The organism is Rhodoferax mekongensis (assembly GCF_032191775.1).
Classification (GTDB): Bacteria; Pseudomonadota; Gammaproteobacteria; order Burkholderiales; family Burkholderiaceae_C; genus Allorhodoferax; species Allorhodoferax mekongensis.
In genome coordinates this window covers 1,385,926-1,411,443 of the sequence record NZ_CP132507.1, presented here as the reverse complement: position 1 = coordinate 1,411,443, position 25,518 = coordinate 1,385,926, and the positions used below count along the sequence as shown (strand labels likewise).

Below are 25,518 nucleotides of genomic sequence, written 5' to 3'. Positions count from 1 at the left end.
AAAAGCCCCGGCAGTTTCGGCTGCCGGGGCTTTTTTGTTCTCTGGAGTGAGCTGTCGGTAAGCGAAAGACTTAGTTGCCACCGATCTCCAGCTCGGCTTGCGGTTTGGCTTCCGACGCGGGGCCGCCGGTCTTCACCGCGCCCAGGAACAGGCGCTCGGCGGCCAGCTTTTTGCCGGCGAGATACTCCTTCACCGTTACCGCTCGCTGCAATGCCAGGTTGCGGATGTCATCCTCATTGGCGCTCAGGTTGGCCAACAACAAGGCCTCCATGTCGGCCACCGCGATGTCTTTGGTCAGGCCCACCAGGTTGCGGGGTTTGGTGATGTCGGAGCGGCGGTACACCGAGCGCAGCAACACCGGCATTTCTTCAGTGGTGTAGCTGGCGACCGCAGCGGCATCTTTGCCCTGTGCGCTGGTGGTGCGGCGCTTTTCTGCCAGCAGCAAAGCCTTGAGCTTCTCACGCTTGGCGGCTTCGCGTTCGGCCTCCAGGTTGGCGGAGCCCACCACCGTGAGTTTGAGTGCCGGCCGGTCTTGCAGGGCCTGCGCCACCTTGTCCAGGCCGGCTCGGGCTGAATCACTCAAGCCTGCACTGCCTGGCGCAAACGCCACGCTGCTGAGCTCGGAGCCACCGGCCCCGCCCCCGAAGGCATTGGCCAGCAAGCTGAAGGGCGCGGTAATCGCCTTGGTCACCAGGTTGGTGATCACCTTCCAGATCACCGGGCCGATGCGGAACTGCGGGTCGTTGAGCGAGCCGCTAATGGGCAAGTCCAAATCAATCACGCCATTGCGGTCTGCCAACAAGGCCACCGCCAGCTTCACCGGCAGGCTGGCGGGCGCACCCTCCACCTTGTCACCAAAGGTCAATTGGTTGAGCACCAGTTTGTTGGTCGCGGTGAGCTGGCCATCGGGCTGTACGGTGTAGTGCACATCCACACTCAGCTTGCCGCGCTCGATGCCGTAGCCGGCGTACTTGACCGCGTAAGGTGACAAAGGCGAGAGCTCCAGATCGCGCACCAGCCCCTTCACATCCAGGGCCAGCGGCTGCGCCAGCGGATTGAGCTTGCCCAGAATCTCCAGCGACGCGGTGCCCTCCGCACGGCCCCGCAGTTCCAGGTCGGCCAGTTGCACCACGCCACCGGTGGGCTGGTTGGAGAAGCGGCTGAGCTTACCGGTCAGGTCGGTCAAGTTGGCCGTGTAGTTGGGCTGGATAAAGCGGTCCGAGAACAGCACCCGGCCGTTGACCATGCTGATGGGCCCCATCTGGATGATGGCGGCCGGGCCGGCCAGTGTCGTGCTGGTGGCAGACGCAGCGGCCGCAGGAGCCGCGGCACTGGCCGCCGCCGTTGCAGGCTTGGCGCCATCTGCAGCTGGCGGGGCGGTCTGCCCCAAATCTTGCAGGTTCAGGCGGCCCTGCGGGCTCACGATCAGGCGGGCATAAAAGTCGGACAGTGCAGCCTCGCGCACCTGCACTTTGGTGGCGGTGCCGGGCGCCATGTTGAAGTCGATGCCCGGCACATTCAGCGCCTTCCAGCTCAGTAGTTCTTCGCCCAGGCTCTCTGCGCCTTTGCCGGTGGTGTTGGCCTTGAAGTCTTCCAGCGCGGCATCGCCCTTCACGCTCACCTCGGGGCCATTGGGCAGCGCGGCATACCGCACCTGGCCCTTGAAGCTGGTGTCAGCGCGCAACACATCAAGTTTCAGGACGCCGCCGGCGTAGGCGGCAAAGGCGTGGGCAGGCAAGTCGGTGATGTCCACCTCGCCTTGGGCGACCACCGGGTCCCACATCACGTTGCCGGTGTAGCGCAGGCTGCCGGCCTCGGCCTGGCCGGATTTCAGCTTGGCGGCTACTTGCAGCGGCATGGGCTTTTTGCCGTCGGGTTGTATGTTTTTGGCTTGTACCTGCAGGCCGCTCAGCTCCACCCGCACCGGGCGCTCAGGCAAGCGGTCTGCAAACACCACGTGGCCTTCTTCGAGCTTGAACTCACCTACATTCAGCTTCCAGGGTGCGGGTGACTTGGCCACCTCAGCCTTGGTGCCGGCAGGTTTGCCGGCAGCAGCCTCTGCCACCGGTGCAGCTGCAGCCTCGGTGGGCTTGAGCCAGCTTTCAAACATCCAGTGGCCATCTGCATCGCGGCGCACGCCGCTGCTGGGCTTTTGCAGCAGCACCTTGCTCACCGTCGCACTGCGCGCCAGCGTGTCTACCCGCACATCGCTCACTTCCAGCAGCTTGAACTGCGGCATGTCCGCCGAGCTGGGCCCGTTGTTGGTGGCATTCGCGTTCCCATCCACGCTCCTGTTCGCACGGGGTTCTGCGGCCGGCTTGTCGCTGATCAAAGCCACATCCCGCAAGGCCAGCTTTTGCACCACGGCCGTCTGGCGCTGGCCGTCCCAGGTGATGTTCATACGGGTGTCCGCCTGCCCGCGCAAGCTTGGCACCAGGTAGGGCGACACATAGCCCGACACCAGCCCCAGCCCGAAGTCCGACACGCTGGCCTCGGCTCTGCCGGCGTCCACCGTGCCTTCGCCTTGCAAGCTGATCTGGGTAGCGGGTGCTTTGGCGCCCGCAGCAAGGCTTTGCAAACGCGCCTTCAGGTCCAGCGTGGCGGCTTCCTTCATGGGCCACTGCAACTTGGAGATGGTGACCTGGAAGTCCCGCAGCCCCAGGCGCGTGGCCGGCGCGGTGACCTGATCTATCCAATCCACCGAAGCGTCCTTCAGTGCCAGCGTATCCAGCTGCAAGGCCCAAGGCGTCGGCGCTGGTATTTCAGCATCTTTTTGACCACCAGCGCCCGTGGAATCTGCGCGAGCAGCTACGTTATCAGGAGCGGTTTGTTTTGCCGGCGCAGGCGGCAAAAGATTCAGGCTGCCATCCGCGGCGCGCACCACGTTGAGCACGGGCGCATTCAGGGTGATGCCCGAGAGCTTCACGCTGCGCTCCAGCGGGCGCACATCTGCCAGGCCCACCTGCAGGCTGTCAGCCGAGAACAGCGGCTTGCCCTTGGTGTCTTGCACAGCCAAGCGGCTCACGGTGACTGAGCCGGACAAAGTCACTGCGGTTTGCGGGCTCTGCACAAAGCCCAGTTTGATGTCCGCATCCACCACCGCGCTTTGGGGCTTGACCGGCAAGTTGGCCGGCAGATAAGGCAAATAAGGCGCCAGGTCCAGCTGGCTGATCTTGAGCTCCGCATCCCCCTTGCGGCTTTGCGCGAACGGCGTACCTTCGGCCTCCGAGTCGAAATGGCTGCCATTGAGCACAAAGGCCAGTCGGGGCGACACCAGCGCATCGCGCTTGGAATCGAAGCTGCTCAAAAACGGCAGGCTGATCTGCAAGTCCCGCAGGGTGTGCACACGCTCAGCGCCGCCGGCGCGGTCGGTGTAGTCCACACTGCCCTGGTTCAGGGTGAGGTTGTAGACCGCAAACTTTGGCGTAGGTCCGGCAGGTGTGTCGTCGGGCTTGTTCAGGCGCTGGATGATGTCGTCAATGTCGTAGCGGCCCGCGCCCAGGTGGGTAAGCTGCACCTTGGGCGCATCCACGGTGACTGCGTCAATCACCGGTGCCAGCCGGAACAGCGACTGCGCCTCGGCATCCACATACACCCGGTCCAGCGAGACCTGCACGCCCTTGCCGTCCGCGGTGGCCACCGCAAATTCGCGCACCGTGAGCTCCAGCGACCAGGGCGAAAACGCAATGCTCCCGATGGTCACTTGCCGGCCCAGCAGCTCGCTCAGGCGGCTTTGCGCCTGGCTTTTGGCCAGCGGTGGCACCGCGGCCCAGGCCAGCGCCCACAAAGCCAGCAAACTGCCAAGCCCCCAGGCCAGTCGGCGAAACCAAGGGGAAGAAACAAGAGCGCGTGGATTCATAGGACAGCAAGTTCGTGGAGTAGCGTGCCCCCTGATGGTACCCAAGCCACTGTGGCAAAGCAGCGCCCTGTTGACTTGCATCAAGCTGCCACAGCCCCCGCCATGGGAAGCTCGCGCCCAGCCTGAGGAGCACCCCATGAAACAAAGCAGCCTTCAAATCATCAAAGACGAGCACGCCGCGTTGCGCGCCATGTTGCAGTCACTCACCATGATGCTGGACCGCGGCCCGGGCGATGAGCCCGAAGGCTTTTTTGACGTGGTGCGCGCCATGCTCTTCTACATTGACGAGTTCCCCGAAAAGCTGCACCACCCCAAAGAGTCCAACCTGCTGTTCCCGCGCGTGGCGCGGCTGGCCCCGCAGGCCATGGAAGCCATCGTCCAGCTCGAAGAAGACCACGCGCACAGCGAAGCATCTGTGCGCGACCTGCAGCACCTGCTGCTGGGCTGGGAGCTGATCGGCGAGAGCCGCCGCGCCGCTTTTGACACCGCAGTGCGCCGCTACGTGCAGGCCTACCTGGCCCATATGCAGCTGGAAGAAACCGCCATCTTGCCGATTGCCCAGACCACCCTCACCGACCAGGATTGGGCCGAACTGGACGCCGCGTTTGAGGCCAACCGCGACCCTCTGGCCACCAAAGGCCAGCGCGATCCGGTGTACGACCGGCTGTTCACCCGCATCGTGATGCGGGCACCTGCGCCTATCGGGGTGGGCTGAGCTCGCTCTTGTTAGGCCACCCTAAAGTTGGCGATTTCGCGCATCAAACTTTCTGACTGTTCGTTAAGTGCACCAGCTGCCGCACTTGTTTGCTCCACTAGCGCCGCGTTTTGTTGCGTGTTTTGCTCCAGCAGTTGTATCGCGTGAACGGTCTGGGTAACACCATCTGCCTGCTCTCGCGAGCCGACAGCAATTTCGTTAAGCAAGCCGTTGATCTTCTGAGCGTTTGACAGGATTTCTCCCATTGTCATGCCAGCGCCGCTCACCACGCGCGTTCCCTGCTCGACGTTTTGCACGCTTGCATCAATCAAATCCTTGATCTCTTTGGCGGCGCCCGCTGACCTTTGTGCCAACACACGAACCTCGCTCGCCACGACCGCAAAGCCACGACCTTGTTCACCTGCACGTGCAGCCTCTACCGCAGCGTTGAGTGCAAGTATGTTGGTTTGAAACGCTATGCCGTCAATCACCGAGATGATGTCACTGATCTTTTGAGATGAACTATTGATAGCACTCATCACGTTGACCACGTCTGCGATCACTACACCGCCCTTTTGCGCCACATTTGCGTTTTCTTGGGCGAGTAGCGCTGCATCTTTGGAGTTATCTGCCATGGCCTGTACCGACGTACCGATTTCTTCCATGGTTGCAGCTTGCTCTTCAAGTGCAGCGGCGGCGGATTCTGTGCGTCCGGAAAGATCAAGGCTGGCCCTCGCAATTTCACTGCTGGTGCCACTGAGGTCTCTGGCGGAGTGACGGACCTTGCGGATCAGAAGGTGTAATGCGTCGTAAGCTTTACGTAGATCCGCAATAACCTCGGCGGGCTCATCACGCCCCCAAGGTTGGCTAGGCGCACGTCGCAAGTCGCCCGCGGCCATCTCCTGCAGGTGCTGGCGAATCAGGTTCAGCCCGCCCTTGGTCACCAAGTAGAAGCAAAAAAACAAATAAAAGGCACTACCAACTGTAAATACAATCACAGCAGTTGACACATTGCGTTGCCAAAGCAATTTGTCAATGCGCTGATCCAGCATGCCTTCAAGAACTGGAATCAAATTCTTGGATAACTCAAACTGTGCCGCAACGGCAGCGTTGCCCAAGGATAAAAGTTCGCTCTGGGCCTCTTGCGGGTATTCGGTCGCCGCCAACAACTTGGATTGGGCGGCTTCAAAAAACGCTTTGTCGGCTAAATCCACCTTACCCAAATTGAACGATTTTGAAAGTGATGGCTCTTTGCCAATCACTTTGCCCAAGCCGCTATCCATCGAGTCGCTGTGGAATCTGACGATAGCCATCGCCTCGCTCAAGGCTTGCCGGGTGGTGCTGTCCATGCTGCCGCTTTTCATCGCCGCTAGGCCAGCCCCTCTGAGCATGCCTGTTCGCTCCAGCATTTCTGGTATGCGGAATGCAATCGCGTCCATGACGTAGTAGCTCTCCAGCTCCGGATCCAGCGTCAGGTTAGAGCCGTCGGCAGCAGCCACAATTAGGGCAATTACAGCTTGGGCATTTTGGGTATTTTTAGCAAAAACCGCTTTGGGATCCCCCTTAAATTCCAGCGTAGATCGGTATGTCTGATCAAGCGCCTTAAAGGCCTTGTCCGTACTAATTTGGCTTCCAAGTTCTTGCTCTACCTTACTCAAAGCCGAAATAGCTGCGCTAAGCCGCGTTTTGACATCTTCATACGTAGCAGGAACATTTCCTTGGGCAGCTTGGGTGGCGTCCCTACGTAGCTCCAGTGATGCCAAGAGCACCGGGTAGGCCGCTTGAACATATCGAATGCCCAGTCTCTCTTGCCTAGAAAATTCAATGTTGGCGTTCTGCAGACTGTAATAACTCCACATAAGCCAGAGAATAGGGAGTAAAAAGATAGCGGAAATAATCAGCGCTTTGGACTGAAACCCTATGCGCCGCATCATCAAAACTCCGGGTGCCCACACGCCGTGAGCCCCAAATAAACTGACACTTGCCTTAGCGCTGACAGGGGGAACATCCAAAATCTGCTCTGTTGAAGCTTGGCGTGTTGTCATCATGATTTTCATATTCAGTGGTCCTTCGTTCGCGGGTCGCAGTGCCGTGATATTTCCCAACAAAATTCACGCTATTTAGTTTTTGATTTGGAGGCCATTAGCAAATCAGAAACAACTTTATTGTTGTCGTTGCCACTTTCAACGGATTCATCAAATCGCGCATCCTTGAGGGCGAGAGACAACCTAGTGAGACTGTCCCTCAACCCAAACAACAACTCCGAAAACTGCTGAGCTTGTTGGGTGGAAGCTGCCGATAGATCTTCTTCGTTCATGTCTGATTGCCTCTTTGAGAACTGTGATGTTTTATTGAACGATGGCAAATTTCAATACGTACCGATGCGTACTTTCAATCGACATCGCTCTATCGGCCCCAAAAAGGTGCGAAGCTAATTCCTTGATATGACGAACCAAGTACCCAATCCCATGCAAATGCCGGAAATACATGACGCGCCGAGTGAACTGGCACGACTCGCTCTGGAGCTTCCGGGCTCTGGATCGTTTGATTGGAATTTACTGACCGAAGACCTCACTTTCGCTGGAGCCATAGCCAATGACATGGGCTTGCCAACAAAGACCAAACGGCGACTCCTTGATGGGTTGTTTCCGCAATCGCTTGAACCACACTCAGATTGGTTGGTGTTGCTCCTTGCGAGGATTCCTTCATTTAATGGAATAGCTGCCTTTGACCGTTACCTGAAATGCAAACAGGTGGATGGACATTTTGTATGGCTACGGATTCGAGGTCAGATTGTGTTCACCGATGACACCGTGCGCAGGCGCCCCATACATTTACGCGGCGTAGTAGACGACGTGACCGACCTTTACTCGAAAATCGATCAGTACCACGTCATATTTGAGAGCATTGGCGAGGGGGTCGTTTCGTTTAACAGCGACTGGGCGTATGTCTATGTCAACAAGAACGCTGAAAAACTTCTCGGGCGAAGCGCCGAACAATTGATCGGGAAAGTGTTCTGGGATGTATTTCCCGAAGTCTTGGGTAGCCCGCTCGAAAAAGTCTTCAGGGCTGCGATGGCAGGCGAACACACTTTTTATGAGCACTTTTATGAACCCTGGAATCGGTGGTTCGGAAACTACTGCTCAAAGTCTGCAACCGGTGGTGTCACCGTTGTATTTCAGGACATCACTGACAAGAAGCATGCTGAACAAGCAAGGCAAGCGGCAGAGCACAAAGCTCTGGTTGATCAAACAAGCGTGGCAGCACAAACTGTGGCGGCATTGGCGCATGAACTCAACCAACCCCTCATGGTTTTGGAGGCTAATTCGTCGAGCCTGGCCCGTTTACTCAATGACAAAGAAATCAATCGTGACGTTCGCGCCATCATTTTGGAAAATGAAAAGCAAACTAAAAGAGCTGGCGACATTTTTAAAGACCTAGTCGTCAAAATTAGTGGTTGGCGGAACACTCAAAAAGTCGAGGCACATTACGATGTTCATGCGCTCATTGAAGCCTGCACCCGAGCGACTATGGCGCGGTTCCCTGACACGCACATTCACTTGGATCTGAGCGCAACCCAGCACCACGCTGCTGGAGATCAAATCAAGATTGAAAAAGCGCTTTTGAATGTGCTTGCCAATGCAGCTGAGTCCTTGGGCCCACATGCCATAAAGCCCCCAAAAATCTATGTGATGAGCGCCAGCAAACTATCGAAGCTGTTCATACATGTCTGTGACACGGGCGCTGGATTGAGTGAAGAAGCCAAGGCTGCGTTGTTTACTGAATTCGCATCGACCAAAAAGAATGGGCTGGGGCTTGGCTTGAGTATTGCCAAAAGTCTTTTTGAGGATCAAGGTGGCAAGATTTGGTTTCACGGAAACCTGAGCCCTGGTGCGGAATTCAGGATGGAGCTACCACTCGCCGATGAACACTAAGATCATTTATCTGGTTGATGACGATGAGGCTGTTCTGACTGCCATGGAACGGCTATTGCGCCTGGAAGGCTATGCGGTGCGATCTTTCAATTCAGCGGAGTCATTCCTTAAGAAGTTCGAAAGCACAATGACCGGTTGCGTTGTCTCAGATGTGAGGATGCCACCTGGAATGACTGGCATTGACTTGTTTGTGACACTGCGCAAGCTTCAATCGTCAATGCCAGTCATTTTTTTGACTGGCTACAGCGATGTACCTGCAGCGGTACGAGCCATGAAAACGGGTGCAGTGAACTTTCTTATCAAGCCTGCGAGGATTACTGACTTGCTCTCAGCAATCAGGGAGGCGTTCGAGCTGGATGAGTCGGCCTCGCCGAGCCTTGATGCGCAAGAAAACGGTCAGCGTGCCTCATTACAACTAAGCCGTCGTGAGAGCGAGGTCATCAATCTTGTTGTCGCTGGCGAATCCAACAAAATGATTGCCTCTTTGTTAGGCATTAGCCCAAGAACGGTGGAGATTCACAGGGCCAACGGAATGCGCAAGCTGGGCACAAATACCTTGCATGGACTCATGACGACCTTGGCACCCCAAAACACGACTCCGAACTCAAAAAATCGCACTTCAGCCATCTGAAATTGACGGTCTGCCGTCAGCCAATTGACCAGAAAGTGAACAATGACACGCACTAAATGGCATCAAAAACTGGCCGTCAGGCTGGTCATCTTGGGTACCTTGGCTGTGACTTTCTCGGTACTCTGGACCGTTGCCGTACTGGTTGCACTTGCAGAAGAGGACACATTAAAGCAGCGGCAAGCGTTGGAAGTTTTAGAAGCTGAGCGGACGGCAGCACTGCTGAACGAGAAAACTCGTCAGTTAATCGGCATGTTGGAGATAGTGGCCGGTCAACTACCGATGCAATCACTGAATCAATTTCAAGAAGTTCAATCGCTTTTAGCTCAGCGTCCCCTATTGATTGCTGCTTTTGACACCGTTTTTTTTGCGAGCAAAGACGGTCGCATGCGGGTTGTTCATGACGATCGAGGATTCCGCACTACAGAGATATCGCTTCAAGATCGCTCGTACTTTACCGAGGTGTTGTACTCCGGCCGCCCCGCTATTTCTGAACCGGTCATGGGCCGGCTGAGTGGGGAACCCGTAGTTGTTATTGCAGTCCCCGTCGTGCACGAAAGCCGAGTGGTCGGAGTGCTCGGGGGTGGTATTCGAGTTAGGACTCACCCTTTATTAAATGGGCTACAAGGGCGTGGGTCAGTCGCAGACTATCAGCGCGACAACACTGCCCAGCTCGTCATGGTGACCGATTCCCAAGCCAATATTGTTTGGCATCCGGATGCACAAAAAGTAGGCCGGGGCATAGATCAGGAGCCTGTTGTTGCCGCACTGATGGCAGATTGGACTAGGTCAGGGGGACCTATCAACGCGATTGGAACAGCCGTTTCTTTGCCTGAACAGTTAGGTGCTTATGCGGGAATGACTACGGCTAACTGGATTGTTTGGCGGATCCAATCAAAGGCTAGCGTATTGGAGCCCATCAACCAAGCAAGGTGGATAGCCCTGCGGGCAGGCGCATTTGTGACCCTGACTCTCACTGTGGGTTTGGCTATCCTTCTTTGGTGGCTTCTTGCTCCTCTTCGCCTACTTCAATTGAGAGCATCCAAGATGTTTGACACTCAGTTAAGTATTGAGGAAGGGTGGCCAAAACCAGTTGGCGAAATAGGAGAACTGGGCTCTCTCATCCAGCGAGTTCTTCGGGAAAAAGCGGCCATTGATCTGCAGGCTGATATCAAGGCGGCTCAACTTCAGTCGGTCCTGGGGGCAGCGCCCATCGCCATCCTGCTGACACGAAATCGTTGCTTTGAGCTGGTGAGCCCTGCGGCATGTCGCATTCTGAGACGCACAGAGAATGAACTTGTTGGTCAACTGGCCAGAGTGATCTACTTCTCCAATTGGGAATACGAAAAGCTCGGGCCGCTGGTCGGTGAGGCATTTTCAAACCAACGCGAATTTGAAGGCGAGTTGGAATTCATTCGTGGAGATAGCACCACATTCTGGGGACGCTTGATTGGCAGACCTGTGAGCTGGAGCGATTCTTCAGCCGGAACCATCTGGACCGTCTTTGACATATCCGATGAAAAACGGGAGCGAGAAGCCTTGGAGTGGAAAGCAAATCACGATGCACTGACTGGGCTGGCGAACAGGGCAGCTCTTATCCGCCAACTCGAACGGCACATCGTAGACAGGGGAATGCAAAGGCCCTCTGCATTACTCCTGATGGATTTGGATCGCTTTAAGCCTGTCAACGACCAGCATGGACATGCTGCGGGTGATGCAGTTCTGAAAGGTGTTGCGCTTGCCTTGGTGTCATGCGTACGTGGAGGTGATCTTGTCGCTCGACTTGGCGGTGACGAATTCGCAGTTTTGCTCCGCGACTGCACAACCGAGGTTGCGCTGCGTGTGGCCTCGTCAATTTGCGAGACCATAAAGAACCAAAAAATCCCTTGGGGCGGCTTGAACCTAGAGGTTGGCATCAGCGTCGGGGTCGCGCCACTGTTAGAAGAAGTAACGGAATTTGCTGATTGGATGGCCTGCGCAGACCAAGCCTGTTACACGGCAAAAGAACTCGAAAGAGGAACCGTTGCGCTGTACAAATCCACCGCAGGTTGACACCGCAAGCAGAAAAAACTTGGCAACTGTGGCATCTACAGACCCCGATGTGGAGCCTGCGAGCCCCAAAAAATTAGCCGCTTGTTTTGGCGAACCGCCAGTCGGGTAGACCCCTTGCCACCGTATGGCAAACCAAGGCGCACAACACACACTTCACTAAATCGCCCGGAACAAAAGTGCTGGTCGCTACGAGTGCTTGGGTTGCCGTCATTCCCGCGATCTTCATCAGACCGATCACGCCACTGGCATGTACTACAACAAGTCCACCAGCCAGAGAAGCAATACCTGCTTTGATGGCAATACGATGGGGCGTGTCACCGGAAAGTGCGCGCATGAACCAACCAGTCACGAAAGCACCAACAGGCCAAGCCAAGAGATACCCCGCTGACGGTGTCAAAAAGACCCCGAATCCACCACGCCCGCCAGAAAGCAACGGCAGGCCGATGGCTACAGCTGCCAAGAAAAGCACTAAAGCCTGGAACGCTAGTCGGGGCCCCAACAAACAACCTGCCAGCATGACACCCAAGGTTTGAAGCGTAATGGGTACACCAAATGCAAGATCAATTTTTGGAATTAAACCCAACACGGCCATCAAGGCAGCGAAGAGAGAGGCCAACGCCAAAGAGTGAGAACGCTGCATGATTTTTTCCTGTCTTATAGGTAGTTTGTTTGAGCTGAACAGTTCCAACGATGCCGAGCAGTGTAGTTGCTTTTGTAGGCTCGACAGTGAGTCAAGAGAGGGACGCATTCATGCACCTTTAAGAACCATCAAATCAGACTCCAGCGCCCATGGAATATGAGCGAACAGCTATCTTTTCAATAGCAACCCCACCATCACCACACCCACCCCCGCCGCAAACCACATCAGCGCCACGCTGCTGGTCGCGATCATGGCGCTGCCGGCCACCACCGGGCCGACGACGGCGCTGAGTGAATAGGCCATCGATAGGCTGCTGACGTTCCAGGCCATGTCGCGCGTGGGGGTCTTGGTGGCGGCAATGAGTGACAGCGTGAGGAAGGCGGTGATGAGCCCGAAGGCTTTTTTGACGTGGTGCGCGCCATGCTCTTCTACATCGACGAATTCCCCGAAAAGCTGCACCACCCCAAAGAGTCCAACCTGCTGTTCCCGCGCGTGGCGCGGCTGGCCCCGCAGGCCATGGAAGCCATCGTCCAGCTCGAAGAAGACCACGCGCACAGCGAAGCATCTGTGCGCGACCTGCAGCACCTGCTGCTGGGCTGGGAGCTGATCGGCGAGAGCCGCCGCGCCGCTTTTGACACCGCAGTGCGCCGCTACGTGCAGGCCTACCTGGCCCATATGCAGCTGGAAGAAACCGCCATCTTGCCGATTGCCCAGACCACCCTCACCGACCAGGATTGGGCCGAACTGGACGCCGCGTTTGAGGCCAACCGCGACCCTCTGGCCACCAAAGGCCAGCGCGATCCGGTGTACGACCGGCTGTTCACCCGCATCGTGATGCGGGCACCTGCGCCCATTGGCGTGGGCGAAGCCTGAACCTTTTTGCCCCCGGCCGCCCCTGGGCGGCAAATAAGTAGGCATTTCTCGCACCACAGGCGGTGTGAAAACCCTAGTTGTTGGCATGATCGCCGTTGGTAAATAATTCGACGGTTCAACAAAAGCCTTCGCATCCTGTGCGAGCGGCTCCCCAGATCATGAAAACAACAGGCGACCAACAGCTAGTCAAGCGCATCAACCGCAGTGTGCTGCTGCGGCAGCTGCGGGCGCAACCCGGCCTCTCGCGTGCCCAACTGGCCACGGAAAGCGGGCTCACCAAGTCCACCGTCAGCCTGCTGGTGCGCGAGCTGATTGACGAAGGCTGGGTCACCGAGACCGACGTCACCACCACCCAAAGCCAGGGTCGCCCCTCCACGCCCCTGCACATCGACACCCGCTCGCGCGGGCTGATCGGGGTGGAAGTCGCAGTGGAGGCCCTGCGCGTGGTGGGCGTATCGCTCACCGGCCAGGTGCTGTGCGCAGCCGAAGAGGCACTCAACGGCACCAAGCCTGAAGACGTGTGCCGCCAGGCCGCCCGGCTGATTGCCCGCACCTACAAGCAACTGCAGCAGCGCAATATCGAGGCGCTGGGCGTGGGCGTGGGCTTGCCCGGCGCATTTGACGAGGCCACCGGCATGCTGCGCTTTGCCCCCAACCTCGGCTGGCGCAATGTGGACCTCATGCCCCCCATTGCCGAGGCGCTGGCCAAAGCCAAACTGCCCGAGCTCAAGGTGCACCTGCAAAACGAGGCCGACACCGCGGCGCTGAGCGAATACGAGTTTTCTGATGGCGATGCCAAAGACTCGCTGATCTTTGTGACCTGCGGCGTGGGCGTGGGCGCCGGCATTGTGCTCAATGACCGGCTGTTTACCGGCGTGCAAGGCATGGCCGGCGAAATCGGCCACAACATTCTGCAGATCGACGGCCCCTTGTGCTCCTGCGGGCGTCGGGGTTGTGCCGAAACTTTCTTCGGTGCCCGCACCCTGGCCAAGCTGCCAGACCCCACCCAAGGCGGCCACTACCTGGGCGTGGTGTTGCAAAACCTTTGGACCACCTTCAACCCCAGCACCCTGGTGGTGGGCGGCCCCTCGTGCGACACCTACCCCGGCATCGTCAAAGCCGCGCAAGACACCCTGCAGCGCTACGCCGATGCAGCCGGCATGGCTGCCCCCACCGTGCGCCCTGCGCGTTACGGCCTGCTGGCATCCGCCGTGGGCGCTGCCGCGCTGGTGCTGCACCACGAGCTGCGCCCCATGCACACCGGCACCCCTTTGGCCGCTGCGCGCCAGGCCGACAGCGAACCCCTTTCTCACACCACAACGACAACCGCGGACTAACTATGTTTCTTGGAATTGATATCGGCACCTCCGAGGTGAAGGCCCTTTTGCTCTCCGATGACCATCGCATCATCGGCTCGGCCGGCACATCGCTCAGCGTGTCGCGCCCGCACCCCGGCCACAGCGAGCAAAACCCGGCCGACTGGTGGTCTGCCACCCAAAGCGCCCTGCTCAAACTGCAAGCAGCCCACCCTGCCGACTACGCTGCGGTGCGCGCCATCGGCCTGTCGGGCCAGATGCACGGCGCCGTGCTGCTGGACGCGCAAGACCGCGTGCTGCGCCCCGCCATTTTGTGGAACGACACCCGCTGCGCCCTGGAGTGCACCGAGATGATGGACGCCCTGCCCGGCCTCACCGACCTGGCCGGCAGCCTGGCCATGCCCGGCTTTACCGCGCCCAAACTGCGCTGGGTGGCCAAGCACGAGCCCGAAGTCTTCCAACAAGTGGCCAAAGTGCTGCTGCCCAAAGACTATGTGCGCCTCATGCTCACCGGCGAATACGCCTGCGACATGTCCGACGCCAGCGGCACCCTCTGGCTGGATGTGCAAAAGCGCGACTGGTCTGACGCACTGCTCGCCCTGACCAACCTGAACCGCAGCCACATGCCCCGACTGGTAGAAGGCAGCGCCCCCGGCGGACTGCTCAAAAACGATGTAGCCCGCCTGCTGGGCCTGCACCCCGGCATCGTGGTAGCAGGTGGCGCGGGCGACAACGCCGCCAGCGCCGTGGGCATGGGCGCGGTGGACAGCGGCCAGGGCTTCTTGTCGTTGGGCACCAGCGGCGTGCTGTTTGTGGTAACGCCCAGCTACCAACCCAACGCGGCCAGCGCAACCCACGCGTTTTGCCACGCGGTACCCGGCCGCTGGCACCAGATGAGCGTAATGCTCTCAGCCGCCAGCAGCCTGCAGTGGGTGACCGACCTGCTGGGCGCGCCCAACGCCGGTGTGGTGGCCGAAAAAGCCGGAGCCTTGAGCGCGGCGCAGCGCGCCGCAGCGCCCCTGTTTTTGCCCTACCTGGGTGGCGAGCGTACCCCGCACAACGACGCCAATGTGCGCGGCAGCTTCCACGGCCTGAGCTTCGACACCGACGCCGCCCGCCTGGGCTACGCCGTCATTGAAGGCGTGACTTTCGGCCTCAAAGACGGCCTGGCCGCCCTTAACGCGGCTGGCAGCACCGTGAACCGCCTCTCGCTGGTGGGCGGCGGCGCGCGCAGCACCTTCTGGGCACAGCAGCTGGCCACCGCGCTGGATGTGGAAATCGTCACCCATGGCAGCTCGGCCGTAGGCGGCGCCCTGGGTGCAGCCCGCCTGGGCTGGCTGGCCACAGGCGCTGCGCAGGCCGATGTGTGCCTGAGCCCCGAAGTGGACGCCACCTACCGCCCCGATGCCGCCGAGCAGCCCCTGCTGCTGGAACGCTACGCCACCTTCCGCAGCCTGTACCGCTGATACGGGTAAGCCCTTGATCCACAAGGGCGCCCTTTCATGATTTAATTCGACCACACAACTAAACAACCCCGAGGAAACGCCATGAGCAATTACTTCCCCACCGTCGCGGCGCCCGTTGCCTATGAAGGCCCGCAGTCCACCAACCCGCTGGCCTTCAAGTGGTACGACAAAGACCGCATGGTCCTGGGCAAGCGCATGGAAGAGCACCTGCGCTTTGCCAGCTGCTACTGGCACACCTTCTGCTGGAACGGGCTGGACCCGTTTGGTGGCGACACCTTCCAGCGCCCCTGGCACTCCATGACCGACCCCATGGCCGCTGCCAAGGCCAAGGCCGACGTGGCGTTTGAGTTTTTTGCCAAGCTGGGCGCGCCCTACTACTGCTTCCACGACCGCGACGTGGCCCCCGAAGGCGCCACCCCGCGTGAGAGCGTGAACAACCTGCGCGAAATGGTCGACATCCTGGGTGCCAAGCAGCAAGCCACCGGCATGAAGCTGCTGTGGGGCACGGCCAATCTGTTCAGCCACCGCCGATTCATGTCGGGCGCGGCCACCAACCCCAACCCCGAAATTTTTGCCATGGGCGCCCTGCAGGTGAAAGAAGCCATGGACGCCACCCTGAAGCTGGGCGGCGAAAACTACGTGCTGTGGGGCGGCCGCGAAGGCTACGAAACCCTGCTCAACACCCGCATGGGCCACGAGCTGGACCAGATGGGCCGCTTCCTGAACATGGTGGTGGAGTACAAGCACAAGATCGGCTTCAAGGGCACCATCCTGCTCGAACCCAAGCCCCGCGAACCCTCCAAGCACCAGTACGACTTTGACACCGCAACCGTATACGGCTTCCTGTGCCGCTACGGCCTGGAGAAAGAAATCAAGGTCAACATCGAAGCCAACCACGCCACCTTGTCGGGCCATAGCTTTGAGCACGAAATTGCCACGGCCATTGACCTGGGCATCTTCGGCTCCATCGACATGAACCGTGGCGACATGCAGTGCGGCTGGGACACCGACCAGTTTCCCAACAACATCCCCGAAACCGCGCTGGCGATGTACCTGATCTTGAAAGGCGGCGGCTTCACCACTGGCGGCCTGAACTTTGACGCCAAAGTGCGCCGCCAGAGCATCGACCCCGAAGACATCTTCCACGGCCACATCGGCGGCATGGATGTATCGGCCCGCGCCCTGCTGATCGCCGAGAAGATGATCACCGACGGCAAGTTCGCCCAAGTGACCGAAGACCGCTACGCCGGCTGGAAAGGCAGCTTCGGCCAAGACGTGCTGACCGGCAAACTCGGCCTGGACGCCGTGGCCCAACGCGTGCTGGACCAGAACGTGGACGTGCAACCCGTCTCCGGCCGCCAGGAGCGGATTGAGAACTTGCTGAACAGCTACATCTGAGTTGAGCCGCTAGACAGCGGAAACAAAAAGGCCCCGCAGGTGCATGCCTGCGGGGCTTTTTTTGTCTGCTTTGGGCGGCGGATTCAACCGGTCGATGCAACACACTAAAACCTGCGCGAGCAGAAGGAGTGTTGCAGATGAAGTATCGAACGCGAACCTACTACACAGACAGTCAGAAGGCGCTCATGTGGGAGCGCTGGAAGCAAGGGTGGACGCTGCACGAGATTGGCAAGCTATTTGATCGCCACCATGGATCGGTGCGCCAAATCCTGGCAGAGACAGGTGGAATCCGCCCACCAGAGCGTCGCCGTTCCTGTCTTGCACTGACGTTGGCAGAGCGTGAGGAGATTTCGCGTGCGGTGGTGGCTGGCTTGTCGATTCGAGCGATAGCGACGACGCTCGGACGTGCCCCTTCGACTGTCAGTCGTGAAATTAAGCGTAACGGCGGCCAAGAGAACTACCGCGCGAATCAAGCCGACCAAGCTGCATGGAATCGGGGGCATCGCCCCAAGGTCTGCAAGTTAGTGCATAACCGTGCCTTGGCTCGCATCGTGGCAATGAAGCTGCGGATGCTCTGGTCACCGGAACAGATCGCAGGCTGGCTCAAGCATACTTATCCGTGCGACGAAAGCCATCACGTGTCACACGAGACCATCTACCGCAGCCTGTTCATCCAAGCACGTGGCGCCTTGAAGAAGGAGCTTTTGGCCCATCTGAGGCGTACTCGTGGCATGCGTCGGTCTCGTCACTACACGCAGAAGACGGCAATCCACGGACAGATCATCGACGCTGTCTCGATCAGTGAGCGGCCACTCGGCGTTGAGGATCGAGCAGTACCTGGTCACTGGGAAGGGGACTTAGTCTTTGGCAGTGGCAATAGCCAGATCGCAACACTGGTTGAGCGTCAGACGCGGTACGTGATGCTAGTCAAACTCGATGGAAAAGACTCGCAAACAGTTGTCAGCGCGCTAATCAAGAACGCTCAAAAACTGCCGCAAGAGCTCTATAAGTCATTGACTTGGGACAGGGGTACGGAAATGCATGGACACAAGAAGTTCACCGTAGCCACCGACATCCAAGTCTACTTCTGCGATCCGCAAAGCCCATGGCAACGTGGAAGCAACGAGAACACGAATGGGTTGCTAAGACAGTACATGCCAAAGGGCATGAACCTCTCGGGTTTCTCTCAGGTTCAACTCAATGCAATTGCCAGACAATTGAATGAGAGGCCGCGCAAAACGCTCGGCTTCCATACACCCGCTGAAATGTTCAGCGAATGTGTTGCATCGACCGGTTGAATCCGCCGCCAGATGCGGGTATTGGCGAGTGACTGCTTCGGAGCGGTGCGATCTAAGCTGAAACTTCGCTCATTCCACTAGACCGAGAGTCCGAGTAAGGCTGAAAGCAGTCGTTAACTGCCAAGGTAAGCGGCCCGCAGAATGCGGGTCTGCTTGAGTGATGGGATGGACTCCCCCGTCTTTTTGCGCAAGAGTTGCGTACTGGTCGTCATGGGGATGGGGATCAGATCTTTCAACGTAAGGAGTCCGACATGAATGCTACTACCGTTGCAGTCGATCTTGCAAAGTCCGTCTTTCAACTCGCAGTTGCCGATGAGCACTGGTGCGTGGTGGAAACCCAGCGCCTCACGCGCACCCAGTTCGAGCGCTGGTTTCTCAACCGGGAAGTGAACCTCGTTGTCATGGAAGCCTGCGGCTCAGCCCACCACTGGGCCCGCTGGCTCAATGGCCTAGGCATTGAAGTTCGCCTTCTGCCTGCTCAGTACATCCGTGCCTACGTCAAACGCAACAAGACTGATGCCACCGATGCTGCGGCGTTACTGGAAGCTGCTCGCTGCGCCGATATTCGCCCGGTTCGGGTGAAGTCTGTTGAACAACAAGCACTGCAAGGCATGCACCGCATCCGCAGTCTGTGGATGGGAACGCGCACTTCCCGTATCAATGCTTTACGGGGCTTCTGCCGGGAATTCGGGATTGCGATTCCTGTGGGCGCGCGCACTGGCGTGGAGTCAATCAGCCGGGTACTGGCCGATCCCAACACGGCGGTGCCCGAGCTGATCCGGGGTACTGCCAAACTGCTGGTGGAAGAAATTCATTTGCTGGAGGCACGCATTGCCCAACTGGAACGCGAACTGGCTCGTCTGGCCAAGCTCAGCCCAGCTTGCACCACGTTGCTGTCGATTCCTGGCATTGGATTGCTTACGGCTACTGCGCTGGTGGCGGCAACATCAGGTGATGTGAGCCACTTTCAGGATGCGCGGCATTTCTCCAGTTGGTTTGGCCTGACGCCCAAGGAGTACAGCTCGGGCAATAGCCGTTATCTGGGACGCATCTCCAAGAAGGGGGACCGCTACCTGCGCATGCTGCTCACGCACGGGGCCAGGAGTGTACTGCGCTCAGCCAAGGTAGCCGAAGGCGCAGGCAAGGAGGTGTGTGGGGTCCGTCGCTGGGCGCTGGATGTGCAGTTCAGAAGCAATCACAACAAGGCTGCGTGCGCGCTGGCCAACAAGCTGGCGCGGATTTGTTATGCCACGCTCAGAGACAAGGAGCCGTTTGGCGAACAAACCGTGCGGCTATCCAAGAAGGTCAACAGGGAGACTTTCGTGATGCCGGTTTGACTGCCAACATCCAAAACAGCCGTCAACAAGAAGAAGCTTTGAAAACCCATCACGCGTTGCGACGAGATTGATCGACCATCATGGCCAACCGGGTTCACCCCACACCGATAGACGCCGATAACTCTTCCGGCAGCTTGCCTGCCGCTTGTAGCGTGTGGCGCATCGGTGACGCAGATTCCATGTCGGCACGGACCACAACAGAGTCCACTTTAGATGCCGGATATACGACTGCAGGCGCTTCCCCAACAGCCAAACTATCGATCAGTTTCTTGCGCTTGTGGGGGAGTCCATATACGCAGAGTTAGACCTGCTGGGTTGGGCTCTATCGCGCAAATTCATGCCTCTGGCGAACGAGCGTGCGCAAATTTTTTAACTTACGTGGAGTTCGTTCACGCCACATGATTTCAGCACCGTCTTCAATTTCTTCGTAAATCGGCAGAACCTGAGTTATGCCTTCAAATACCCATTGCACGTCAACTCCCTCTGTGCCGCCTTTGTAAGGATGAGAAGCTTCTTTGGCAATAGCAACGGTTTTGTCATAGGCCTCATCGATTGAGTTGGCTCGGACCAAGACTGTGTTTTCCCAAGAAAGGAATTTTGCTTCGATATCTTCCTTGTGAGGCCAAGCTAACTCCACAAATCGGAGCAAATACGAGCACACATACCAACCGACAGGCGAGATGTTTTTGTCGTGCATGTTCGGTGTCACATCGGGAAGTGAGCAGGCTAACTTGATATAGACCGCAAAAGTGCGGAATAACATGGCTGATGTGTCATGGTGCGCGCCTCCCTTGCAGCAGCTAAGTGATTGTTATCACTGGATTTTTGCCAGTATATGGCCTGCTATGCAATTCATTAACAAACCGTGTAACCCGGCAAAAGCGCCGAATAACATGGCGGGCCGCAGACCGCTGTTTCAGTGTCAGTCCGCTAAGCGTTTGATCTGTATGGGTATTTTCCCGTTTTGCGAGGGTGGTTCACAAATAACAATCTTGCAAACCACGCAAACTCGCTCGCCAGAAGACACGTTGGCAAGCCGAAGGAAACGTCGGCTTCCGCTGCAAAGGGGACCTCGGTAAGCCCGCCTCATTTTTAACAGATCGGATGTCCGCTTTTGGGCAGCTACTCAAGGAGTGCGGAGGACCGCTTGGGGTCGAAAGCAAGCATCAAATTCGACTCCAGCACCCACCGAATATGCGCAACCAGCTATCTTTTCAATAGCAAACCCATCATCACCACACCCACCGCTACCGCAAACCACATCAGCGCAACGCTGCTGGTCGCGGTCATGGCGCCCCCGGCTACCACCGGGCCGACGACGGCGCTGAGCGAATAGGCCATCGATAGGCTGCTGACGTTCCAGGCCATGTCGGGTGTAGGGGTCTTGGTGGCGGAAATGAGTGCCAGGGTGAGGAAGGCGGTGATCAACCCGCCCAGCACAAACATGGTGGCAAACGCCACAGTCACACCGGGCAAGCCCGGGACTTGCGAAGCAAGGGCCAACAGCGCAGCAGCCAAGGCGGTACCCAGCGCGGCCAGTGCGCCGGCGGCGCGCAGGCCCCAATGGTCGGCCATCCAGCCTACGGGGTATTGCAGCAGCAGGCCACCCAACCCGAAAGCCGTGAGCAAATGGGCAATGCCTTCTGCCTCAAACCCGCGGTCGCCCGCGAACACGGCAAACAAACCGGCCAGCGCCGACTCCAGCATGCCACCGCACAGCGCGATCAGCAGCCCCTGCCGGAAGATGCGGTGCGGCCACGCCGCTTGGGCGGACTGGCGCCAACTGTTGACGTGGTGTGCCTCCTCCACGGGCGGTGTGCGGGCAAATGCCAGCGGCACCAGTGCTGACACGGTAAAGCCCACGCCCACCCACAAAATGGTGTGACCTTGCACACCCACCCAGGCGGCAATGGCCGGGGCCACTACGGGGGCCGCGGCAATCAGCGTTTCATGAAAACCCACCAGGCGCCCGCGCGCATGAGCGGGGGCAATGTTGTAGAGCCAGGGCTCCAGCCCCACCCAGCGCAGTCCCATGCCCAAGCCGGCCAGCACGCCGCAGGCCAGATATGCAGGCCAGGGCAAAGACGCCATGGGCACCCAAGCAATGCCCACCAGCGCCACCACCGAGCAGGCCAGCCCCGCCACCACCACGGTGCGCGCACCCCAGTGGCGGCACAGCCAGGGCGCCAGAACCAGACCGGGCATTTGCCCCATCCACAACGAAGCCGCAAAAAAGCCCAGCTGCGCGGCGCTCAAACCCTGCAGGGCCAGCCACACCGGCACGATGACAAAGATGATGCCGAACTGACCGATCTGGGCCAGGGTAGACACGATGTTGAGCGCGGTGATGGTGTGCCAGTCGTAGGCGCTCTGGGTGGGATTGTTGCTGGACATGGAACGAAACCGAAGGCGGGGTTGGGAGTCTAGCCGGTTCAAAAGCCGGGCTGACTCATGGATTTTTCGATCACAGATGATCAATTTAAATCTAAATTTCGGCTAATTCTACTATTTGTGATCACAAATTGACTTTGACGCACTAGAATTTGGCCATCTCCACTCCCGGCCATTCGCATGTCTACACCCAGCGCCATTGAAGCTTTTTTGACCCAGCACCGCATCCACGAGGTGGAGTGCGTCATCCCCGACATGACGGGCATTGCACGCGGCAAGATCCTGCCGCGCAACCTGTTTTTGGCGGCGGGGGAAATGCGCATTCCCAAAAGCGTGCTGCTCAACACGGTGAATGGCCAGCAGCCGGACAACGGCCCCTATGTGGGCGACACCGACCCCGACATGGTGTGCCTGCCCGACGTGAGCACCGCCCGCGTGGTGCCCTGGGCGGCCGAGCCGGTGGCGGTGGTGATCCACGACTGCCAGGAGTGGGATGGCAGCCCAGTGCAAATCTCGCCACGCGGCGTGCTGCGCCGCGTGCTCAAGCTGTTTGACGAGCGCGGCTGGACGCCGGTGGTGGCGCCTGAGATGGAGTTTTATCTGGTGGCCCGCCAGCAAAACCCGCACGAGCCGCTGCAGCCGCCCCTGGGTCGCACCGGCAAGCCCGAGGCGGGGCGGCAGAGTTATTCGATTGACGCGGTCAACGACTTCGACCCCTTCTTCATGGAGCTGTCGAGCTTTTGCCAGCAGCACAACCTGGGCGTGGAGACGCTGATCCACGAGGCCGGCCCCGGCCAGATGGAAATCAACTTCAGCCACGGCAATGCGCTGGAGCTGGCGGACCGCGTGTTTTTGTTCAAGCGCACGGTGCGCGAGACGGCGCTGCGGCACGGCATTTTTGCCACCTTCATGGCCAAGCCCATGGAGCAGGAGCCGGGCAGCGCCATGCACATCCACCAGAGCATTCTGGATGCCGGGGGCAACAACATCTTCAGCCTGCCCGATGGCTCGGCCAGCCCGCTGTTCGGGCAGTGCATTGCGGGGCTGCAGGCCTACATTCCGCAGCTCATGCCCATGTTTGCGCCGTATGTGAACTCGTACCGCCGGCTCTCGCCTTTTATGTCGGCGCCCATCAATGTGCGCTGGGGGCATGACAACCGTACTTGCGGCATCCGCATCCCCAAGTCCAGCCCCGCCAATCGCCGGGTGGAAAACCGGGTGCCGGGCGTGGACGTGAACCCCTACCTCGCCATGGCCGCCACGCTGGCCTGTTGCTATCTGGGCATGACCGAAGGCCTGACGCCCAGCGCCCCCACCACCGACAGCGCCTGGAACGTGAGCCACGAGCTGCCCCGCCACTTGGAAGACGCGATTGCCTCCATGCGCAGCTGCGCGCCCATGCGCGAGGTGCTGGGTGCCGGTTTTGTGGATGCCTTTTGCGCCGTGAAAGAGCTGGAATACGCGACCTACAACCGCGTGATCAGCTCCTGGGAGCGCGAGCACTTGTTGCTGTTGGTGTAAAGGGGGGGACTTGCCATGACACAGACCTCCACACCTAAGTTTCGCCACATCGACCCGCAACGCCTGGCCGCCGTGCGCGAGCGCGAGCGCGCGGCCTACGCAGCTGCCAACCCCACGTCGCACGCCCTGTCACAGCGGGCTGCCAAGCACCTGATGTTTGGCGTGCCCCTGCACTGGATGAGCGACTGGTCCACTCCCTTCCCGCTGCACCTGGCCCACGCGCAGGGCGCGCGGCTGACCGACGCCGACGGCCACCGCTATGTGGACTTTTGCCTGGGCGACACGGGTGCCATGTTCGGCCACAGCCCGCCAGCGATAGCGCGCGCCATTGCAGCGCAAGGGGCGCAAGGCATTACCACCATGCTGCCCGGTGAAGACGGCGTGTGGGTGGCAGAGGAGCTGGCCCGCCGCTTCGGGCTGCCGGTGTGGCAGTTTGCGCTCTCGGCGTCGGACGCCAACCGCTTTGCCATCCGCTGGGCGCGCGCGCTCACGGGGCGCACGCAGGTGCTGATCTTCAATGGCTGCTACCACGGCACGGTGGACGATGTGTTTGTGGACCTGGTGGACGGCCAGCCCCGCACACGCGACAGCCTGCTGGGCCAGGTGGTGGACATCACCCGCACCACGCGCAGCGTGGAGTTCAACGACCTGGCCGCGCTGGAAGCGGCACTTGCCGACGGCCAGGTAGCCTGCCTGCTGGCCGAGCCGGCCATGACCAACATTGGCATGGTGCTGCCCGAGCCCGGCTTTTGGGAGGCAGCGCAGGCCCTGTGCCGCCGCTACGGCACGCTGCTGCTGATGGACGAAACCCACACCATCAGCACCGGGCCCGGCGGCTACACCCGCGCCCACGGCCTGCAACCTGACTTGCTGGTACTGGGCAAACCGGTGGCCGGTGGCGTGCCCTGTGCGGTGTATGGATTTAGCGCCGACGCGGCTGCCCGCGCCGAAGCCGCCAAGCGCAACGCACCGCCCGGCCACAGCGGCATAGGCACCACGCTCACCGCCAATTTGCTGACCATGGCCGCCATGCGCGCCAACCTGGCAGAGGTGATGACGGAGGCGGCCTACGCCCACATGTTCACCCTGGCTACCCGCTTGGCGGATGGCCTGCGCGCCATGATTGCGCGCCACGGCCTGGGCTGGTGTGTAACGCAAGTGGGTGCGCGCACCGAGTTCCAGTTCACCCCCACGCCACCGCGCAACGGCAGCGAGGCGGACCGCATCTTGAACCCGGCGCTGGAGCAGAACATTCACCTCTACCTGCTGAATCGGGGCCTGGTGATCACGCCCTTTCACAACATGATGCTGGTGTGCCCCGACACCACCGCCGACGATGTGGACCGCCTGGTGGCCGGCATGGAGGCGTTTGTGGTGGACACTATCGCCCCATGAGCGAAGCCCCCACCCCAGAGAACGGCACCAGCACCGACCAGGACCGCGTGTACACCACGCTGCGGCAGTGGATCACGGTGGGGCGCTTTCTGCCCGGCGAGCGGCTCAAAATCCGCAATGTGGCGGCCGACATGGGCGTGGGCCAGATGCCGGTGCGCGCCGCCTTGCAGCGCTTGGCTGCAGAGGGGGCACTCATCAACGTGCCGAACGCGGGTGTGACCGTACCCCGCCTCTCGCTGCCCGAGTTTGACGACCTGATGCAAATGCGCTTGCTGCTGGAAGGCGAAGCCGCCGAGCGGGGTTGCCTGCGGCTGGATGCGGCGCAAATTGCCACCCTGCAAGGCTGGAGCGCCGACATGGCCGCCGCCTTGCAAGCGGGTGAAGCCAAGCGCTACCTGGACATCAACGATGACTTCCATGTGATGCTCTACAAGGCTGCCGGCTCACCCCTGCTGTATCAGCTGATAGACACCTTGTGGCTGCGCGCCGGCCCCATCTCCAACCGCCTGTTTGACACCCCGGATGCGAGCGCCGTGCTCAACGACGCCCACGACGATCTGGTGCGAGCCCTCGCCCAGCGCGACAGCGCCGCCGTGCGCCGCGCGGTGGAACGCGACATCTTTGTAGCCGGCCAGTTTTTGCGCGCGGCGTGCGTGGACAAGAAGCGGAAATAAAAAAGGCGACCCGCCGAGTCGCCTGTTTGCTTTCAAAACAG

General features: G+C 59.5%; 20 protein-coding genes. 13 read left to right on the top strand and 7 right to left on the bottom strand.

The features are described 5' to 3' along the window. Positions 1-70: 70 nt before the first annotated feature. On the bottom strand, positions 71-3,859 hold the full coding sequence (locus RAN89_RS06885) for a DUF748 domain-containing protein (protein WP_313868869.1): 3,789 nt from the start codon (positions 3,857-3,859) through the stop codon (positions 71-73). Positions 3,860-3,995: 136 nt separating this feature from the next. Here RAN89_RS06885 and RAN89_RS06880 point away from each other — a divergent pair, with 136 nt between their 5' ends. Then, positions 3,996-4,574 carry a hemerythrin domain-containing protein gene (locus tag RAN89_RS06880; RefSeq protein ID WP_313868868.1) on the top strand — a complete coding sequence of 193 codons (579 nt, stop codon included), beginning with the start codon at positions 3,996-3,998 and terminating at the stop codon, positions 4,572-4,574. 11 nt (positions 4,575-4,585) lie between these two features. Here the strand turns inward: RAN89_RS06880 and RAN89_RS06875 are convergent, their stop codons facing one another. Continuing rightward, positions 4,586-6,610 (bottom strand): methyl-accepting chemotaxis protein, encoded by a 2,025-nt coding sequence (locus tag RAN89_RS06875; protein WP_313868867.1) that lies wholly within the window; start codon positions 6,608-6,610, stop codon positions 4,586-4,588. A 59-nt stretch (positions 6,611-6,669) separates the two neighbouring features. Further along, positions 6,670-6,870: a hypothetical protein gene (locus RAN89_RS06870; protein WP_313868866.1), complete on the bottom strand. Its 201-nt coding sequence runs from the start codon at positions 6,868-6,870 to the stop codon at positions 6,670-6,672. Between the two features lie 127 nt (positions 6,871-6,997). Between RAN89_RS06870 and RAN89_RS06865 the strand changes: the two genes are divergently transcribed. The 3 genes from RAN89_RS06865 to RAN89_RS06855 are packed head-to-tail and all read left to right on the top strand — an operon-like array spanning position 6,998 to position 11,168. Continuing rightward, positions 6,998-8,488, top strand: coding sequence for a two-component system sensor histidine kinase NtrB (locus RAN89_RS06865; RefSeq protein ID WP_313868865.1), 1,491 nt, complete (start codon positions 6,998-7,000; stop codon positions 8,486-8,488). Further along, a complete protein-coding gene (locus tag RAN89_RS06860) occupies positions 8,478-9,119 on the top strand; it encodes a response regulator transcription factor (protein ID WP_313868864.1) in 642 nt (213 codons plus the stop codon). The genes RAN89_RS06865 and RAN89_RS06860 overlap by 11 nt, the downstream gene beginning before the upstream one ends. Before the next feature lie 42 nt (positions 9,120-9,161). Further along, complete coding sequence (locus RAN89_RS06855) at positions 9,162-11,168, top strand: sensor domain-containing diguanylate cyclase (protein ID WP_313868863.1); 2,007 nt, start codon at positions 9,162-9,164, stop codon at positions 11,166-11,168. A 73-nt stretch (positions 11,169-11,241) separates the two neighbouring features. Here the strand turns inward: RAN89_RS06855 and RAN89_RS06850 are convergent, their stop codons facing one another. Together RAN89_RS06850 and RAN89_RS06845 are read right to left on the bottom strand one after the other, a co-directional pair. Then, positions 11,242-11,808 carry a biotin transporter BioY gene (locus RAN89_RS06850; RefSeq protein ID WP_313868862.1) on the bottom strand — a complete coding sequence of 189 codons (567 nt, stop codon included), beginning with the start codon at positions 11,806-11,808 and terminating at the stop codon, positions 11,242-11,244. Between the two features lie 168 nt (positions 11,809-11,976). Next, positions 11,977-12,267: a hypothetical protein gene (locus RAN89_RS06845; protein WP_313868861.1), complete on the bottom strand. Its 291-nt coding sequence runs from the start codon at positions 12,265-12,267 to the stop codon at positions 11,977-11,979. Between RAN89_RS06845 and RAN89_RS06840 the strand changes: the two genes are divergently transcribed. From RAN89_RS06840 to RAN89_RS06815, 6 genes are all read left to right on the top strand, one after another. After that, on the top strand, positions 12,229-12,681 hold the full coding sequence (locus RAN89_RS06840; protein WP_313868860.1) for a hemerythrin domain-containing protein: 453 nt from the start codon (positions 12,229-12,231) through the stop codon (positions 12,679-12,681). The genes RAN89_RS06845 and RAN89_RS06840 overlap by 39 nt on opposite strands. A 158-nt stretch (positions 12,682-12,839) precedes the next feature. After that, positions 12,840-14,018 (top strand): ROK family transcriptional regulator, encoded by a 1,179-nt coding sequence (locus tag RAN89_RS06835; protein ID WP_313868859.1) that lies wholly within the window; start codon positions 12,840-12,842, stop codon positions 14,016-14,018. Between the two features lie 2 nt (positions 14,019-14,020). After that, a complete protein-coding gene (gene xylB / locus RAN89_RS06830) occupies positions 14,021-15,463 on the top strand; it encodes a xylulokinase (protein WP_313868858.1) in 1,443 nt (480 codons plus the stop codon). Between the two features lie 81 nt (positions 15,464-15,544). Next, entirely contained in the window at positions 15,545-16,861 is a 1,317-nt protein-coding gene (gene xylA, locus RAN89_RS06825) for a xylose isomerase (protein ID WP_313868857.1), read from the top strand. Between the two features lie 137 nt (positions 16,862-16,998). Then, entirely contained in the window at positions 16,999-18,159 is a 1,161-nt protein-coding gene (locus RAN89_RS06820; protein ID WP_313866236.1) for an IS30 family transposase, read from the top strand. Positions 18,160-18,410: 251 nt separating this feature from the next. Next, on the top strand, positions 18,411-19,496 hold the full coding sequence (locus tag RAN89_RS06815) for an IS110 family RNA-guided transposase (protein WP_313868584.1): 1,086 nt from the start codon (positions 18,411-18,413) through the stop codon (positions 19,494-19,496). 322 nt (positions 19,497-19,818) lie between these two features. On the opposite strand, the gene RAN89_RS06810 is transcribed toward RAN89_RS06815, so the two are convergent. Both RAN89_RS06810 and RAN89_RS06805 read right to left on the bottom strand, forming a co-directional pair. Next, positions 19,819-20,259 (bottom strand): DUF4288 domain-containing protein, encoded by a 441-nt coding sequence (locus tag RAN89_RS06810; protein ID WP_313868856.1) that lies wholly within the window; start codon positions 20,257-20,259, stop codon positions 19,819-19,821. A gap of 443 nt (positions 20,260-20,702) precedes the next feature. Further along, positions 20,703-21,890, bottom strand: coding sequence for an MFS transporter (locus RAN89_RS06805; protein ID WP_313868855.1), 1,188 nt, complete (start codon positions 21,888-21,890; stop codon positions 20,703-20,705). Positions 21,891-22,067: 177 nt separating this feature from the next. Here RAN89_RS06805 and RAN89_RS06800 point away from each other — a divergent pair, with 177 nt between their 5' ends. Genes RAN89_RS06800 through RAN89_RS06790 form a run of 3 tightly spaced genes read left to right on the top strand, consistent with a single transcriptional unit; the run spans position 22,068 to position 25,477 of the window. Then, positions 22,068-23,408, top strand: coding sequence for a glutamine synthetase family protein (locus RAN89_RS06800; protein ID WP_313868854.1), 1,341 nt, complete (start codon positions 22,068-22,070; stop codon positions 23,406-23,408). 15 nt (positions 23,409-23,423) lie between these two features. After that, complete coding sequence (locus RAN89_RS06795) at positions 23,424-24,803, top strand: aspartate aminotransferase family protein (RefSeq protein ID WP_313868853.1); 1,380 nt, start codon at positions 23,424-23,426, stop codon at positions 24,801-24,803. Then, on the top strand, positions 24,800-25,477 hold the full coding sequence (locus tag RAN89_RS06790; RefSeq protein ID WP_313868852.1) for a GntR family transcriptional regulator: 678 nt from the start codon (positions 24,800-24,802) through the stop codon (positions 25,475-25,477). Before RAN89_RS06795 ends, RAN89_RS06790 begins: the two co-directional genes overlap by 4 nt. Positions 25,478-25,518: the final 41 nt, after the last annotated feature.